Below are 15143 nucleotides of genomic sequence, written 5' to 3' on the forward strand. Positions count from 1 at the left end.
CTTTCGTCGGATGCTTGTTCGTCAGCCGATGTTGACGGCGAGGCCTGCTCCGGTGAAGCATGACTGGGCGGCGTCCGACGAGGCGTCGAACGGCAGTCCCTTGGATGCTCCGTCCCCGTTCAACGCGTTTTCGAGTTTGCGTCCGGTGTAGGAGTCATCGACGAGGCTGCTTTTCTTCAGGCATTCCACGGCGGTCTCGTACGGGTCGGCCAGAAGACCCGGGTTGCCCTGCTGGAGCTGGTAGAGGGATTCGATGATCTTGCTGGTGCCCTCGGAGCAGGTGTTGGATGCCTCCATGTACTTGTTCACTTCGGCGTCGGTCGATGGCACCGGCGTCACGCCGGTGGTCTGGTAGAGTCCGTTGGACAGTTTGCGGGTCTGTTCCTGCCACCCGTTCTCGGCCATGCACGCGGCCTGTTTGTCGTGCGCGGTCTCGTAGTCCTCGGCGCTGATCTTGCCGGTCTTCTTGGCCCGTTGGAGCACGTCGCGCTCGAACTGGCTGAGTGTGTCCTTGGCGAGGTACTGGTCGAACAGGGCGCTCATGCTCGGCGCGATTCTGGTGCCGGATGTCTGCGCGTCGTCGGCCGTGTCCCGGCTCCAGGGCGTCGAGCATGCCGTCAGCGAGACGAGCAGTCCCATGCAGGACAGCAGCGCGGCGGCCCTGCGCAGCGTTTCTTGGCGGAGGATGGATGATGTGCTGGTGGTCATGGTGGTTTCCCCTTCCATCGGCTGGTGCCGGTCTGTCTACTTGGTGTTGAAGTCGGGATCGTGGTAGTCGGGCACCTTGGCCTGGCATTCCTTGATGGCCTTGTCCCGGTCACCGTCCGTGGACCCCGAGGACACCGAGCCGGAGCCGTCGCCGGTCCATTGGAGCACGACCCAGTTGCCGTCCATGATCTGCGCGGGCACTCCCGCTGCCGTGAGACAGTCGCGGTATCGTTCGGCAGCCTGTTTCGAGGCCGGGTTCGATCCCTGCGGCGCGTCGCCGCCCTGGCTGTCGGTCTTCGGCGCCGCGTCCTGCGACGTCGTCGCGGAGGGCGCGTCGGATGATTGCGTCGGCTGCTGTTGGCCGCACGCCGACAATGGCGCGGCCAGCATGGCGGCCAGCGCCGCGGCCGCCGCCAGTCTGAATACAGATATGGTTCGCATGTGTTCCTCCCTTGCATGGGTTCGCCGCTGCCGGGGCGATGCTTTGGCCCGGCGGCTGCCGGACGATGCCCATTACAGCCGGCTCTCCGTGTGCGATGGGTGCGTGTCGCGCTCACCTAACGCACACCCACACCGGGCACAATGGAGAGCACGAAGGCAATCGCATGGAGACCATGCGAGGAATCGGAGGCAATAAGAATGGCGAGGATCCTGATCGTCGAGGACGACGCCGACCTGTCGGCAGTGCTGGACGACTGTCTCAGGCACGAGGGATACGCGACCGGACTGGCAGGCACCGGCGTCGAGGCGCTGGACCTGCTCTCACGGGGAGAATACGACGTGATGCTCCTCGACCGCGACCTGCCCGTGCTCTCCGGAGACGAGGTCATGCGCACCGTGGACAGGCTGCGCATCCCCGTGCGTACGCTCATGCTCACCGCGGCCGGCAGCATCGAGGACCGCGTGCACGGCCTCGACCTCGGGGCCGACGACTACCTGCCCAAACCGTTCGCCTACCCCGAACTCCTCGCCCGCATCCGCGCGCTCCTGCGCCGAGGCGACGCCGACGACGCGCCCACCGTAATCTCACGGGGACGTCTGTCGGTGGACACCGTCAGACGGCTCGCCTACGCGGACGGCCGGCCCCTCGACCTCGCACCCCGCGAATACTCGCTCCTAGAGGAACTGCTGCGCGCCGACGGCGGGTGGATCAACACCCGCGCCCTCCTCGAATCCCTGTGGCCGTCCGAGGCGCACGACCAGCCCGACCTCGTCAAGACCGCCGTCTACTCGCTACGGCGCAGGCTGCCCGACCCCTCGCTCATCGCCTCGTCGCGCGGAGAGGGATACCGCATACCATGACCGACACCGACACGACAAACCAGCCGGCCGGGCACGCCGCGCACCCGCGCAAACCCGCCAGCTTCCGCATCCGCCTCGCCGTCACCGTCGGACTGCTCCTGCTCGGCATGCTCCTCGCCGTGATCCTCGTGCAGAACATCTCGCTCGACTGGGCGTTCCAGCATCAGGTGGACACCATCGCCACCGGCAGCAACCAGAACACCATCACGACGGAACCGGCAACACCCCAGGACGGGGTTCCCGGCACGGCCGACTCATGCAACGCGGACCCCTGCGACGTGACCGGCACCATTCCGACCCCGAACGCCGGACAGGGCGGCACGGAGGGCGTGGTGCTCACCGTCAGGGACGGCGTCGTGCAATGGATGCGCTACGGATCGCTCGCCGTGTTCGCCGTATCCGCGCTCCTGGCCGTGCTCCTCGTCTGGAACCTGTCGGGCAAACTCACCGCACACCTCGACTCCATCAGCCGCCAGGCCGGCCAACTCGACCCCGACTATCCCGCCGGGCGCATCAGCCTCGATCATCCCGACGCCGAGACCGCCAGCCTCGCCGACGCGCTCAACACGATGCTCGACCGCATCGAGCAATCCAACGAACTGCAACGATCGTTCATCCGCAACGCCAGCCACGAACTGAAAACACCGATCACGACCATCGGCACCAGCCTCGAAGCGCTCATGGCCCAGGACCGGTTCCCCGAGGACGTCAGACCAGCCATCCGCCACGCCATCGAAGCGAACCGCAAAAGCGGCGAACTCATCAACAGCCTGCTCGAACTCTCCCGCATCCAGACCGTGCCCGACACCAGCACGGAAGCCGTGGACCCCGCCCGCATCGTACGCGACACGCTCGAAACCCACCGCGAACAGGCGCAGGCACGTCACCTGCGCATCGACGCCGACGGACTCGTCGCATACCACGGCCCCTTCATCGAGACGAACCCGCGCTACCTCTCGCTCGCCGTGGACAACCTGATACGCAACGCCATCATCCACAACACCGACCACGGCACCATCGCCTGCACCATCCACGACGACAAGCAGCACGTCACCATCAGCATCACCAACACCACAAGACAGCCGGACCACCCCGAAGCCACGGCCGACCTCATCCAACCATTCCATCGAGGAGACGCAACCCGCATGGCCAACCAACCCGGCCACGGCCTCGGACTATCCATCACCAAAGCCTGCACAGACGCCATCGGCGCCAGCCTCAACATTAGCCGTCCCACAGCCGATGTATTCCGCGCCGGAATCATGCTAAATCGACATATCGGCATGACCATTAGATGATTTATTCACGATAAGATATCCTTACCCATACTGACTGATTAGTCAATGAATGCGAGGATATCGATGAATAGTGCGGAACGGAGACGTAGAACGCGCGAAGCCCTGCTCGAAGCCGCGGCTCTCGAATTTGAAACACAGGGATATGCGAAGACCACATTGCAGGGCGTCGCTGACCGACTTGGTTTGACGCGTGGCACAGTGCTGTTCCATTTTCACACGAAGGAAGCATTACGGGATACGCTTATCCAATGGTGCGATGAGCGCCTGTGCGCAAAAGTGTCCCAATGTAGCGGCAGAAGCGATTTCGCTCGGATTCTCGCCGCGATTGCTGACATGCACTATGAAGATGCGCGAATACGTTCCGGGTTGCTGCTGCATGAAGAAAAAGCCCGAGCGGAGAACGCGGGGCACATGAAGTGGGAGGAAGCACTTGAACTAGTCTTGTTTGGGCAGTCCAACGACGTCCATAACAGCATTAAGGCAGGAACCCTAATCGATATGTACATCGCCGTCATAAGGTCTGATCGATGGAAGAATAAGCAGCAGCTCCGTCAGGCCCTTGATTTCTATCTGTCCCTAACCGGTCTGAGCAAAGCGGCTGAACTCTCTGATAACAGGCTATAAGGGAATCGTATGACAAGAATCAACGATTCTTGTTGACTGACTAGTCAGTCAATGCATATTATGGGAGCACCAACCGGAAAGGTTGGACAACCCAAGGAGGAAGGAACTCCCATGAACACCACCACCAAAAGCAAAATCGGTCTGCTGGGCAAAGTCGGAGCCGTCGCCGCAGCTGCGGCAGCCGTGATGGCTTTCACCGTTCCTGCCGCTAACGCGGCCGGAACCTACGCTCTCCATGCCGGCACGGACTATGCCTTGGCCCAGACTTGGACCAACGGAGGAACCCAAGGTCGCTCCTATGCGCAGCATGGCAGGCGCGTAGCAAGCACCGTGTGGACTCTGCAGTCCAGCCGCGCATACGCAACGGGTACTCGACCAGTTACCACGCTCAGGTCTGGTTCCGCTAAGTTTGACTCTATGAATCGAGGAGGCGAGTTTGCTCGCCTCCTTTTTTCGTCCCAATCAAAACATGAAGGACAATGAAACCATTCGTTGTCCGCCGCTATCCTGCCGGTTTTCCCTGACGATGGGTGTCAACGGAGGCCGTTGCCTGTCGGGCTCCTTGATCATCGTCAGAGGAGGCCGTCGTGGATTTGTTGAATCAGGTGCTTCAGTTGTTCGTCAGGTTCGCCACTATCGGCGGCGGTCTGTGGCTGGTGTGGGGTGCCGTTACATTTGGTGGCGGCCTGAAGGATCACAATGGGCCGCAGACGCAGTCTGGACTGTGGCAGATCGTGGGCGGCGGCATGATCATCGCGGCCGCGCAGATTTTCAACGCGGTGGCTCTGGGCTGAGCTGGTTCGGGGCCTGCCGTGGAGGACTTCATCGTAGCCATGCTCAACATGATCGGCGGCGGAGGTGCCGGTTCGATCACTGCCGGGCTGTTGTCCCAGGCGCCGGAGACATGGAATCCCGCTCTTTATCAGTTGGCGGTGAATGTGCATGGAGTCGCCGTCAAGCCTTTGACGTCGGTGGTGCTCGCGGTCATGTTCACGTTGGAGCTGGCGCGCAACTCGACGCGCATCGAAGCGGATCGCGATCTGGGTGTGAAGATCGTAGCCGGCACCATGTTCAAGATCGCGCTGGTGTTCATCGCCGTGCAGAACGCCGGTTTGTTCATTCGGATGTTTAATCAGGTCACGCAGTTCCTCATGCAGGGCGTGTCCTCGCAGATGTCGTATGAGGCGACGGGCGACGGCGGTCAGCTGGGTGATCTGATGCGCGACCAGATTCGCGATGCCGGGGTGATGGGGCAGGCGGCGTTGTTCTTTCTGCTGGTGATTCCGTGGCTGTTGTCCCAGTTGGCGTCGGTGGTGTTCACAGTGGTGCTGTATGTGCGGTTCATCGAATTGTATGCGTTGACGGCGTTTCAGTCGTTGCCGTTCGCGTTTCTGGTGCATGAGGACACCAAGCCGATCGGCGTGGGTTTCTTCAAATCGTATGCGCGCACGTCGGTGAATGCGGTGTGCGTGTTCATCTGTCTGGTGTTCTATCAGCGGATCGTGGTCGATGCCGTGAAGATCCCGGATTCCGCTGACGAGGGCATGGTGGCGTGGGTGACGGGCAACTTCGGCAATCTCATGATGGCGGGCATCCTGCTGTTCTTCGTGATCGCGGTGAGTCAGCGTGTCAGCCGGGCCATAGCCGGCGGCGAGTAGCCGCCTACTATAAACCGGATCCAATCGGGGAAAGGATTCTTTCATGTTGCAGATGCGCGTATATAAGGAGATCGCCAATGTCGAGGCGAAGGTGATGTGGGGTCTGAGCTGGCGCCAACTGGCGGCCGCCGCGTGCATGCTCGTTCTGGGCGGAGGCGAGGCTGCGTTGTTCTGGTCGTTGGGACTGTCCGATCTGGGGTCGTATCTGCTGTTTGCGGTGTGCCTGCCGTTCGCGCTGTGGGGCTGGTGGCGTCCGAAGGGGCTGAAGCCTGAACGGTATCTGGGATACATGCTGCGCCAGCGTTTCGGCCCGAGGGTCTACCTGCTTGAATCCTATGTTCCCGCGAGGTTTCCCGGCAAACCGTCATTGAGGGAGAAGACCCGTAGACGAATCAGGGGAAGGAAGGCACGTCGTCATGTCTGACATCAGCGGCAGCAAGGCGGTCAAAGGCAATGGCAAGCGACATGGAAAGGCCGGGAACAGGCGTTCCGGGAATCGTCGCATGCCGCGTTCGTCGAAGGAGCTGCTTGGCTATGATTCGATGCTGTCCAATGGCATCGCGTTCCTTGGCGGCGACCGGTGGAGCGTGTCTCTGCGAATCAGCGACATCAATTATCAGGTCGCGACCCAGGATCAGCAGCTGGACGTCGTGGACCGGTGGGGTCGTTTCCTGAATTCGGTCGGCGAGAACATGGGTGTCCAGATCACGGTCGCCACGCGCATGCTGGATCCCGAGGAGGTGACGCGCAGCATCGCCATGCCGCTTCGGGGCGATGCGTTGGATGGATTGCGCGGGGACTTCAACCGCAATGTGCGTCGGCGTCTCGCCGGCCGTTCGCAGGGCGCGGTGACGGACAAGTATCTGACGCTGACGCTGCATGAACGGGACGGGGAACGTGCGGTCACGCTGCTGAACCGTGCCGCGTTGCGTGCCACGGCGCAACTACGATCGGTGGGCGGCTGCGTCGGCGTCCGCTTGAACCGTCAGTCGCGTCTGGCGGTGCTGCACGGGATGCTGCGGCACGGTGTCCGGTTCTCGTTCACCGAGGATGATTTCCTGCAATCGCATGGCATGTCCACGAAGGATTACGTGGCCCCGTTCGCCGTGGACGTGTCGGATCGCCGTTGGCTCCGGTTGAGCTCGGGCACCACGGAAGTATGGCATCAGTGTCTTTTGGTGCGTGACTTCCCGGATTATCTGAGCGATCAGCTGGTGTCGTCCATCACGGACATCAAGGCGGATATCACGGTCAGCATCCATCTGTCCCCGCGGGGCAAGGCCGAGGGATTGAAGCTCGTGAACCGGACGATCGCCGAGATGGACATGCAGGCCATCGACGAGCGGCGCAAGAACCGCAAACAGCATCTGCCCGAGGACATGCTGCCTCATGATCTTCAGGAATCCATGACCCAGGCGGGCGAGCTGCGCGATGATCTAGAGCATAACGGCGACCGTCTGGTGGATTCCCTCATGATCGTGGACGTGTCGGCGGACAGTCGCGAGCAACTGGACCAGACGGTCCGTGACGTGACGGCCGCGATCGATGGACAGTCATGCGTGGCCGAGACCTTGGCCTACATGCAGGTGGAGGGACTGAACGCCGTGCTGCCATTGGGTAATCCTTTGCCGCCGATGCGCCGCACGCTGACCACGTCGAGCGCGGCAATTCTGGTGCCGTTCACATCGCAGGAGCTGTTCGAGCCGGGCGGGGTGTTCCATGGGGCGAACGCCCGCACCGGCAATCCCGTGGTCATCGACCGTACGAAAGGCATGAACGGCAACGGATTCATTTTGGGAACGACCGGGTCGGGCAAGAGCCAGGCGGCGAAGAACGAGATAACCCAGATCTATCTGACCCGTTCGGACGATGATCTGATCGTCATCGACCCGGAACGTGAGTTCACGCCGTTGTGCACCGGTCTTGGCGGCGAGCGAGTCGAAATCGGGGAATCGTCGCGCGCACATATCAATGCGCTGGATATCGAGTATGAGGATGATTCCGAGGGCGATCCGATACGGTCGAAATGCGCGAGCGTGCTGAACATGCTCGGCGTGCTGATCGGCGGACAGGACGGCATCGACCGCATGCAGCGCAGTCTGATCGACCGTACGGTCATCGGCATGTATCGCGAGGTGCGGGAGCATCCAGAACTGGGCATGCCCACGCTCGTCACCCTGCATGATCGTCTCGCGGCTTTGAATGAGCCAGGTGCCCGTGATGCGGCACGAGCATTGGAGATCTACGCGACCGGCAGTCTGAACGCCTTCGCCCATGCCACTGATGTGAACACGTCCAGCCGGTTCCTGGTCTATGACGTTTCCGGTCTGGGAGCGGAGCTGCGCACGTTCGGTATGCTCGTCGTTCTGGATCAGATATGGAACCGGGTCGTCAGGAATCGCCGTCTCGGCCGGCGTACCTGGCTGTGGGTGGACGAGTTCCATCTGCTGTTCTCGAACCGGTATGCGGCCGAGTACTTCCTGCGCCTGTACAAGCGCGCCCGTAAATGGGGCTTGTGCCCCACCGGCATCACGCAGAACATCGAGGAGCTACTGGCCAATCAGGATGCGCGTCTGATGCTCGCGAACAGCGACTTCCTGTTGCTGCTGAACCAGACCGCCACGGATGCCGACGCCTTGTGTGAACTGCTGAAGTTGTCCGATGAGCAGCGGGCGTTCTTCACCGGGGTGCAGCCCGGTCAGGGCATGGCCAAGAGTGGTACCGCGTTCATACCGTTCGATGGGCGCATCGATGCCGATAGTCTGCTTTACCGGCTGTATACCACGAAATTCGAGGATCGGAAACCCGAATGAGACCCGTCACCTCCGACTCCTTCCACGCCACACGCAATCTCGTTCGGCCGAACGGCACGATTCATGGCTTGAAGGTCCGTCATGTCAATGGACTCTCCCATGGGCCAACGCTGGCCGGGCTGAAACAGCCACGAACCACCATCAGGAACAGTCAATCCGAGGTATCGCACCCAATCTGTACAACAACCGTCAGCGTTTTGGAACGTGGTGTGAAGGCGACACGGTCCGTGCTTGAATCGCAATCGACACAGACGGAGACCAGCGAGGATGACGATCTGTTGTCGTCAATGGTCCCTGCAGACCGGGTACGCGACGGCGTGACCGGCATTATTCGCACAAGACATGCCGCAAGAGGTTCAACGGCGCGTGCCGAGGCGGGAAGAACGGCTTCGGTTCGTGCCAAACGTGCGAGGCGTTCCGGCAAGACCGTACGATCAGGTGTTCAGGGGGCCGAATCCGCTGCCAGAGCTTCGACGCAGATTGCACGACAAGTCACACAGGCGGTTTCTCGGACTATGACGGCGGTGAAGGCCGGTGTCGCGGCATCGGCATCGGCTGCGGTCAGCGTTCCATTTCTATTGGGCGCGGCGGCGGTGCTGATGGTCTTCAGCCTGCTGTTGTGGTTCATCCCCACCGTTGCCGTCGGAGATGACGGAGGCTGCGAGGCCAGTGTGATCGAGGTTCCGGACGAGGCGAAGCCATGGGTGAGCGAGGCGGCTCGATCGAGCGGATTGAGCGCTGATTTCATCGCGGCGATCATGAAGCAGGAATCCGGTTTCCGACCGGATGCGTATGCCGACGACAGCAACGGCGGAACATGGGGACTGCTGCAGATGAACAGGATCGTATGGCGCGGCGTGCATCCCGAAGGTGCCGACCGGACGCCACCTGAAGGTATTACCGACCCCATGGTCCATGCCCATTACGGCGGCATATACCTGAAAAACCGTCTGGAAGGCGTCAAACAACTCAAAGCCACGCATCCGGGCATGCCGTTCGCCGAGCTTGACGACCTGACGGCTTTGGTCATCGCCCATAACGCCGGCGAAGGCAATCTCATGAGATACCCGGATATTCCCAACACCACCAAACGGTATCTCGACAACGTGAAGCCGGCAATCGACGCGGGAGGCGGCTGCTCGGCCACGGCAGGACGAACCATCGGCAAGCTCACGCCGCCGTTGGTCATGCGGTCCGGCACGCTGAACGTGGATGTGGCGGCGACCGGCACGCCCGTAGGCAAGATCACCACCTATGCAACCGGTCAATGCACATGGTGGGCGGCCGCTCGCCGATTGCAGATCGGCAAACCTGTGGACGGTTACATGGGCGACGGCTGGATGTGGGCGTCAAGCGCCAGAAAATTCGGATACCCGACGGGCGGCGGCATACAGCTCGGCGACGTGGCGAGCTTCGCCAAAGGCTATCTCGGCGCAAGCGCCGATTACGGACACGTCGCCATCGTTGAGGAAATCAAGGACGACGGCAGCATCGTCGTCAGCGAATCCGGCGGCGGCCTTCCATACGCATGGCTCAGGACCCTCACCAAGGAACAGGCCAACAATCCCAGCATCACTTACATCCACTAATCCCGAGGGAAAGAAGGAATCATGCGCCGCATCAATCCCCGACTTGATTCTTGCGAGCTTTCCGATCTTATGAGCGATTCCGCCAACTGGGATCTCCTCACGCAAATCCACGAGCATCCCAATACATGGCCGGAACTCGACCAGTGGGCTGCACATGCCATTGCAGATCCTGAAACCGCTGGAGCTCCACCGGAGCCGTTGACAGACAGGAAACCCAAGCATCGGCTGCTGCCCATCGCACCCATCATCGACGATGAGCTTTCTCGTGATACGCGGAACAACAGCACTCCCGTATCCAAGCCTGACAAACGGACGGGAACGACGATAGACACACCAATGGGGGTAGGGGAACATGCCAAGGATGATGTGTCCTTGGCAGAAGATTCATCGGCTGACAGCACGGATGAGGTGGCCGTCTATCGGCATATCCCTGTTACCCGCATCGCCGGCATCATGCTCGTTCTGGTCATCGTAACGGGATTAGCCGCAGGTCTTGTCATGGCGAAGAAGAACTATGACCATCAGAAGGCGCTCACGTCATGCAATCATGTAATCAAGCAAGCTGACATAGTGCGGATTGCATGGGACAAGGTATTGAAACAGGCGGAACCATATGTGAAGCTCCAGGATAAAGACGTGCAGGATCCCAAGTCTTTGGAACTGCTCGCCAAAATCATGCAATATCAGCCATCAATCTCAACAGAAAATTGCGATCCAAGTCTGACGGCCGACCGTCTCGATCGCAATCGTGCAGAAATAGGGAGAGAGAATAACCAGCTCAGAACCCAGATCAGGAACCTGCATGACACAGTTGGCACGGTCAAGGCATCACAGAAACAACAACAGATCGACAACGCACAGAACATACTGAGTCAAACCATTGAAGACGCCGATAGGCTCTACAAAGAATCCGAGAACAAGGTCAGAGACGACAACACCCGAGCACGACTCAATGAGCAGATCACCCATGCACGACTCATGACGCGCGACCACCAGAGTCTTGATGTCTATGACAGAACCATCCAAGACCTCAACGAAGTCATGCAAATCGTTCGGGATTCCATGACGACTGTAGAGAACGAGGATACATCTGATGCGGGCCATTCGGATGGTTCCACACAGCCAGGATCGGATCCCCAATCATCGAACCAACAGTCCGCACCATCATCGGAAGGTTTATCCTCGCCAGTCACGCAAGGCAATCCCACTTGGGAGGTGCCTGGGCAATCAGCAATCCCCTCATTTCCCGACCAGCTGGGTTAACATCACTTTGCAAGAATGGCTAGGAGACGGCGCTGCGGTATTCGTCGAGTTTCCGGGCCAGTCGGTCTCGACGATGTCGAACATATCAGGGAGCCTGCGGTTGAATTCGACCAATCTGTCGTTGGCAGTCACGGCCGGGCTGGTCAACTTGACCAGATTAAAGAGACTCTAAAGAATAAAAAGACGAGGGCTATCCCACAGAATTCATGGAATAGCCCTTATCTCATCAATTGCGACGATTGTATTCATTAAGAACACTGTTCGCGTATTCAAGATGAGATTCCGTCTGTTGCTTCATGAGCTCATCGCTCGCTATGATATCGTTCTTCTCCTTCAGCAATTTCCATGCGAATATACTGTATTTATGAGACGGATCTGCATATTCCGGAAGTTCAGGTCTTTCAAATTCAGTTAATCCAAATTTTTGCGCATTCGCCTTTTCGGTCTCTGCTGAGACTAAAGTCGCTAAATTCCAGAAAACTTGGTCTTCTTCCCACTGAGAATATGCCGCGGACACCTGAAACATCAGTACGCCCGTCATGCAGACATATATCAGGGCAATGACTGATATAACCTGAAAATACCTTTTACTCTTCATGCCAGCCAGAGTCCATTTTCTCAGTCATAACGATATTGAAGCCCATACCAGGTCATATTATTTTTTCCTTGTTCATGGGCATGCTGCAACGACTCCGTCAACGTGATTTGATGACGATTCTCCGTCTTCTGATCTATGACTGGATTGGCTTTGCCGTTTTTTACGACGACACCCACAACGAACATAGCGTGATCGATTTCATTATTTGAGGTCCAATCGACATACAATATGCTGCCTTGCCATGCTTTCCAAACATTATCCAAACTGTCATAACTATGCGAATAATGCTTCATATACGAATAATTGCTATCCGCATTCATCCAAGCGCGTGTTGTCAGCTTATCCGGCATTACAGTAGAGTAATTCCATAGCCGCGTCAGCGTCATTCCGCCTTGATGAAGAGCCTGCGAGACAAAATTTGTACAGTTAGAGCCAAAAGACGGATACGCAGGATTCATTTTATCTTTATTTTCAGGACTCGTCCATTTATCGGCATAATTCATCGCCTTAATATAATTTACTCCGACGGAGTTGTCCCCGAAGGCATATGTCTGAGCCTTATTGAGTGCCTCACTTTCTAATGCGCCATTTTCATCCAAAGAAGCAGGTGTTTTGTCTTCGGTCGGCAATTCATCCGATGCGTCGGCATATTCCGGTGAATCTTGTTCATCAATCACTTTGTCGCTAATAATTGAATACCCTCGCTGCCTTCCCACATGGGCAAGCTCCATGACATGCGTAGAAGTCCAACTCTGGTCAAGATGGTCCGTTCGCTTACCATTAACATAAATAACAGTATCCGAGTCTGCGTCCAAACTCACGTTCACGGTCATATCTGCATCAATCAGATACTCTCCGTCATTTGATGATTGAATGCTTCTAATTGTCGGTACGACTTCAACATTCTTGCTGATAAGACCCTCTTTGGCTTGTTCCTCCGCGGTAAGTGGGATATTCAGTTTGGACCTCGTACGCGGCGAATGATATTCGGCTAATAGTTCTTGCGAATACTGATGAAGCGTCTGCTGGATCTCTTGCATCTCCACATTGTCGCTTCCATACGCATATGCATTCGCAGGAAGCGTCAAGCTCGTCACTGCGAGAACCGTCAATACCGGGATAATCTTTTTTGTTTGCATTTAATGCATGATTTCATGCATATTCAAGAGACTGACCGATACATACAAGTTGTGTCATCTATAGATGACACAACTTCTCGCTGAGGAACGGTGGTATGCCTCTGAGTAGATAGATGCACTGGCCAGTGGGGATTCGGCCGAGTTCGTCCGGGGTGAGGAGTTTTCGGGCGTTCTTGCGGGTGCTGCGTGTCCAGCTGCCGTTGAGGCCTTTGGTTTCGCTGGTTTCGATAACGTCGATGGTTTGGTCTCCGAGCCGGTCGCTGATGTATTTGGTGGTGCTGGGTTCGTTGCCGCCGAGGAAGAGCTGGCTGTCGCAGTTGCCGGCGATGGTCTCCCAGTCATCCCGATAGAGGCTTTTGCCTTGACTGACGGTCTGAAGGATGATGCTGCAGCTGATGCGTCGGCTTCGTATGGTGGCGATGAGCCTTACGAAGTTGGGGATTTTGCCGATGTTGGCGAATTCGTCGAGCATGCAGTGCACGTCGCGGTCGAGCACGCCGTCGGGTTCGGCGTCGGCTTTGCGTACAAGCGTTTCGAAGAGGCATTGGTAGAAGACACTGGCGATGAAGGAGAACGTGGCGTTGGTGTCGGGTAGTTCGAGGTAGATGATGCGTTTGCCCTGGTCGAGGGTTTCGAGCCGGATGTCGTCGCCGTCGAGAATCCGGCGTACCTCGCGCACTTGGAGGGGTGCGAGGTGGACGCCGGTGGTGATGATGATGCTTTTCTTGGTTTCGCCGGCGCCTTTGAGGAACGTGTTGTATTGGGCGCATGCGAACGCGAGCCCATCGAGCATGTTCCGGGTTTCCTCGTCGTAGTCATCGGGATGTTCGCGCATGCGGTGGATTTCGGTTTGGGTTTCGGCGAAGAGCGCGTCGATGATGTATTCCTTGTCTTCGTCCTGTTCGCTGGCTCCCATTCGGTCGAGGGTGTCGGTGACTTGGTTGAGGGTGGGGTTGTCTTCGGTGTAGTAGGTCCATGCGAGGAGGGCACATAGGAGTGCTTTTTCGGCGTCCTGCCAGAAGCTGTCTCCGGTTTTGCGGTCTCCGGTGGCGTTGATGACGAGGTTGTCGGTCAGGCGCAGGATCGCGGATTGGGGTTCCTTGGAGTCAATGTAGCGCATGGGGTTGAACCGGTCGGATCGGTCGAGGTGGATGAGGTCGAGCGTGTTGACCTGATAGCCGCGGTCGCGCATGGCGTGTTCCGTATCGCGTTTGAGTTCGCCTTTGGGGTCGGTGACGGCCCAGTTCATGTCCACGGACAATAGGTTGGGTTTGACGTAGTAGCGGGTTTTGCCGGAGCCTGATGAGCCAAGCAGGAGCGCGTTGAGGTTGCGCAGGGTGCGTCGTGTGTCTATGGAGAGCCGTTCGGTCGCGGTGAATCGGATGTTGTGGGATTCCACGGGGTCGATGAACGGTTTGATGTCCTTCGGGGTGCCCCAGTGTGCGGAGCCGTGTTCCTCGCCGCTGCGCAGGTTCAGGCGTGCCGTGTACTTGTATGCCCAGATCAGCAGGCCGACGCCCGTTGCGGCGAGTCCGCACAGCAGGTCGGTATGGTTCGTGGACAGGTGGAATGGATGGTACAGGTCGAGCCAGAACCTGTTCATCAGGTCAATCACGCTCATGCCTTCATCCAGGTCGGCGCGTATCTGGTAGCCGATCTTGTCGCCCAGCCAGAACAGCGTGAACAGTCCCATGGCCGCGGGCAGTATGGCTTGCAGACGTTTCATTGGTTTCCCCTGTCTCTTTCCAAGCCGCCGCGGTGCTGCATCATGGCTCGTCGCATGTCATCGCCTGCGGGGGCATCGGCCGGCTGCGCAATCCGGCTGTTGACGCGGTGTTCGGCGCGGACGCGGATGTTCGTGAGCGTTTGTTCCCTGGTCCATGGCGGATCGTCGGCCGCAGGCTGCATGACGGCGGTGTCCGCCGCCGAGGGCTCATCTCGTCCGGGCACCGTCCGTCCGTTTCCCGCGTCGGCGGCGATGGTGATGCGCGTGAGGCCTTGGCGGTTCTCGATGGTGTCGCCTCCGTCGCACATCGCGGCAAGGATGCGTCCCATGGGTGTTCCCGTATCGTAGGTGGCGGGGATTTCGTGTGTGATTGGAGCGCCGTTGGTTTCCTCGCCTGCGTCGATGATGGTGATCGTTCGCGCCAT

16 protein-coding genes are annotated in these 15143 nt (G+C 58.6%); 10 read left to right on the forward strand and 6 right to left on the reverse strand.

The window, feature by feature from the left end; all coding sequences use genetic code 11:
- Positions 1 to 21: 21 nt before the first annotated feature.
- Positions 22 to 708: a hypothetical protein gene (locus CSQ85_RS11235; protein ID WP_107043667.1), complete on the reverse strand. Its 687-nt coding sequence runs from the start codon at positions 706 to 708 to the stop codon at positions 22 to 24.
- Between the two features lie 36 nt (positions 709 to 744).
- Positions 745 to 1149: a hypothetical protein gene (locus CSQ85_RS11240; protein ID WP_107043668.1), complete on the reverse strand. Its 405-nt coding sequence runs from the start codon at positions 1147 to 1149 to the stop codon at positions 745 to 747.
- Positions 1150 to 1347: 198 nt separating this feature from the next.
- On the opposite strand from CSQ85_RS11240, the gene CSQ85_RS11245 reads away from it, so the two are divergent.
- From CSQ85_RS11245 to CSQ85_RS11290, 10 genes are all read left to right on the forward strand, one after another.
- The gene (locus CSQ85_RS11245; protein WP_107043669.1) at positions 1348 to 2010 is read left to right on the forward strand and encodes a response regulator transcription factor; all 663 of its coding nucleotides are present in this window, start codon (positions 1348 to 1350) and stop codon (positions 2008 to 2010) included.
- On the forward strand, positions 2007 to 3308 hold the full coding sequence (locus CSQ85_RS11250; protein WP_150381232.1) for a sensor histidine kinase: 1302 nt from the start codon (positions 2007 to 2009) through the stop codon (positions 3306 to 3308). The genes CSQ85_RS11245 and CSQ85_RS11250 overlap by 4 nt, the downstream gene beginning before the upstream one ends.
- 63 nt (positions 3309 to 3371) lie before the next feature.
- Entirely contained in the window at positions 3372 to 3932 is a 561-nt protein-coding gene (locus CSQ85_RS11255) for a TetR/AcrR family transcriptional regulator (protein ID WP_181281148.1), read from the forward strand.
- Between the two features lie 111 nt (positions 3933 to 4043).
- Positions 4044 to 4415 (forward strand): hypothetical protein, encoded by a 372-nt coding sequence (locus CSQ85_RS11260; protein ID WP_223846957.1) that lies wholly within the window; start codon positions 4044 to 4046, stop codon positions 4413 to 4415.
- A gap of 104 nt (positions 4416 to 4519) precedes the next feature.
- A complete protein-coding gene (locus CSQ85_RS11265) occupies positions 4520 to 4726 on the forward strand; it encodes a hypothetical protein (RefSeq protein ID WP_025263185.1) in 207 nt (68 codons plus the stop codon).
- 18 nt (positions 4727 to 4744) lie between these two features.
- Positions 4745 to 5590: a hypothetical protein gene (locus CSQ85_RS11270; protein ID WP_107043672.1), complete on the forward strand. Its 846-nt coding sequence runs from the start codon at positions 4745 to 4747 to the stop codon at positions 5588 to 5590.
- A gap of 43 nt (positions 5591 to 5633) precedes the next feature.
- On the forward strand, positions 5634 to 6014 hold the full coding sequence (locus tag CSQ85_RS11275; protein ID WP_107043673.1) for a PrgI family protein: 381 nt from the start codon (positions 5634 to 5636) through the stop codon (positions 6012 to 6014).
- A complete protein-coding gene (locus tag CSQ85_RS11280) occupies positions 6007 to 8403 on the forward strand; it encodes a VirB4-like conjugal transfer ATPase, CD1110 family (protein ID WP_107043674.1) in 2397 nt (798 codons plus the stop codon). Before CSQ85_RS11275 ends, CSQ85_RS11280 begins: the two co-directional genes overlap by 8 nt.
- Before the next feature lie 515 nt (positions 8404 to 8918).
- Positions 8919 to 9992, forward strand: a complete 1074-nt coding sequence (locus CSQ85_RS11285; RefSeq protein ID WP_223846959.1) for a CHAP domain-containing protein — start codon at positions 8919 to 8921, stop codon at positions 9990 to 9992.
- 21 nt (positions 9993 to 10013) lie between these two features.
- The gene (locus CSQ85_RS11290) at positions 10014 to 11255 is read left to right on the forward strand and encodes a hypothetical protein (protein ID WP_223846960.1); all 1242 of its coding nucleotides are present in this window, start codon (positions 10014 to 10016) and stop codon (positions 11253 to 11255) included.
- Between the two features lie 226 nt (positions 11256 to 11481).
- Here the strand turns inward: CSQ85_RS11290 and CSQ85_RS11295 are convergent, their stop codons facing one another.
- The 4 genes from CSQ85_RS11295 to CSQ85_RS11310 form a co-directional block, all read right to left on the reverse strand.
- Entirely contained in the window at positions 11482 to 11796 is a 315-nt protein-coding gene (locus tag CSQ85_RS11295) for a hypothetical protein (RefSeq protein WP_146143583.1), read from the reverse strand.
- A 77-nt stretch (positions 11797 to 11873) separates the two neighbouring features.
- Positions 11874 to 12992, reverse strand: coding sequence for an amidase domain-containing protein (locus CSQ85_RS11300; RefSeq protein WP_107043676.1), 1119 nt, complete (start codon positions 12990 to 12992; stop codon positions 11874 to 11876).
- A gap of 58 nt (positions 12993 to 13050) precedes the next feature.
- Positions 13051 to 14718, reverse strand: coding sequence for a VirD4-like conjugal transfer protein, CD1115 family (locus CSQ85_RS11305; protein ID WP_107043677.1), 1668 nt, complete (start codon positions 14716 to 14718; stop codon positions 13051 to 13053).
- Complete coding sequence (locus CSQ85_RS11310; RefSeq protein WP_107043678.1) at positions 14715 to 15143, reverse strand: hypothetical protein; 429 nt, start codon at positions 15141 to 15143, stop codon at positions 14715 to 14717. Before CSQ85_RS11310 ends, CSQ85_RS11305 begins: the two co-directional genes overlap by 4 nt.

Origin of the sequence: Bifidobacterium rousetti, assembly GCF_008698235.1 — a bacterium.
GTDB lineage: Bacteria > Actinomycetota > Actinomycetes > Actinomycetales > Bifidobacteriaceae > Bifidobacterium > Bifidobacterium rousetti.

What these genes read in the sequence shown, in the direction of transcription:
- CSQ85_RS11235 (WP_107043667.1), bottom strand. Translation starts at nt 708, where the DNA reads ATGACCACCAGCACATCATCCATCCTCCGCCAAGAAACGCTGCGCAGG.
- CSQ85_RS11240 (WP_107043668.1), bottom strand. Translation starts at nt 1,149, where the DNA reads ATGCGAACCATATCTGTATTCAGACTGGCGGCGGCCGCGGCGCTGGCC.
- CSQ85_RS11245 (WP_107043669.1), top strand. Translation starts at nt 1,348, where the DNA reads ATGGCGAGGATCCTGATCGTCGAGGACGACGCCGACCTGTCGGCAGTG.
- CSQ85_RS11250 (WP_150381232.1), top strand. Translation starts at nt 2,007, where the DNA reads ATGACCGACACCGACACGACAAACCAGCCGGCCGGGCACGCCGCGCAC.
- CSQ85_RS11255 (WP_181281148.1), top strand. Translation starts at nt 3,372, where the DNA reads ATGAATAGTGCGGAACGGAGACGTAGAACGCGCGAAGCCCTGCTCGAA.
- CSQ85_RS11260 (WP_223846957.1), top strand. Translation starts at nt 4,044, where the DNA reads ATGAACACCACCACCAAAAGCAAAATCGGTCTGCTGGGCAAAGTCGGA.
- CSQ85_RS11275 (WP_107043673.1), top strand. Translation starts at nt 5,634, where the DNA reads ATGTTGCAGATGCGCGTATATAAGGAGATCGCCAATGTCGAGGCGAAG.
- CSQ85_RS11280 (WP_107043674.1), top strand. Translation starts at nt 6,007, where the DNA reads ATGTCTGACATCAGCGGCAGCAAGGCGGTCAAAGGCAATGGCAAGCGA.
- CSQ85_RS11285 (WP_223846959.1), top strand. Translation starts at nt 8,919, where the DNA reads ATGACGGCGGTGAAGGCCGGTGTCGCGGCATCGGCATCGGCTGCGGTC.
- CSQ85_RS11290 (WP_223846960.1), top strand. Translation starts at nt 10,014, where the DNA reads ATGCGCCGCATCAATCCCCGACTTGATTCTTGCGAGCTTTCCGATCTT.
- CSQ85_RS11295 (WP_146143583.1), bottom strand. Translation starts at nt 11,796, where the DNA reads ATGACGGGCGTACTGATGTTTCAGGTGTCCGCGGCATATTCTCAGTGG.
- CSQ85_RS11300 (WP_107043676.1), bottom strand. Translation starts at nt 12,992, where the DNA reads ATGCAAACAAAAAAGATTATCCCGGTATTGACGGTTCTCGCAGTGACG.
- CSQ85_RS11305 (WP_107043677.1), bottom strand. Translation starts at nt 14,718, where the DNA reads ATGAAACGTCTGCAAGCCATACTGCCCGCGGCCATGGGACTGTTCACG.
- CSQ85_RS11310 (WP_107043678.1), bottom strand. Translation starts at nt 15,143, where the DNA reads ATGGCGCGAACGATCACCATCATCGACGCAGGCGAGGAAACCAACGGC.